This window comes from Acinetobacter sp. ANC_7553 (assembly GCF_056779895.1).
The window spans coordinates 1-213 of record NZ_JBWYIV010000070.1 but is presented as its reverse complement, the minus strand read 5'-3'; the positions used below and the strand labels follow the sequence as shown (position 1 = coordinate 213).

Sequence of the window (213 nt, the reverse complement as noted above, 5' to 3'; positions counted from 1 at the left end):
TGTCGGCGCTTTTAGCAGGTATTCCTTATACAGTACCTGCAACCACAGTCAACCGTTTATGTGGTTCATCACTCGATACCGTAGCAATGGCTGCGCGTGCCATTAAAGCTGGTGAAGCTGATGTGATTGTGGCAGGTGGTGTTGAATCTATGTCACGTGCTCCATTTGTGATGGGTAAATCTGAGAGTGCATTTGGTCGTAGTCAAAAGATTG

The 213-nt window shown here is 46.5% G+C and carries 1 protein-coding gene; it reads left to right on the top strand.

Annotated elements, in window-relative coordinates:
• Nucleotides 1-213: thiolase family protein (locus AC1M9I_RS14730; protein WP_481611229.1), on the top strand; the 213-nt coding region annotated here is incomplete at both ends.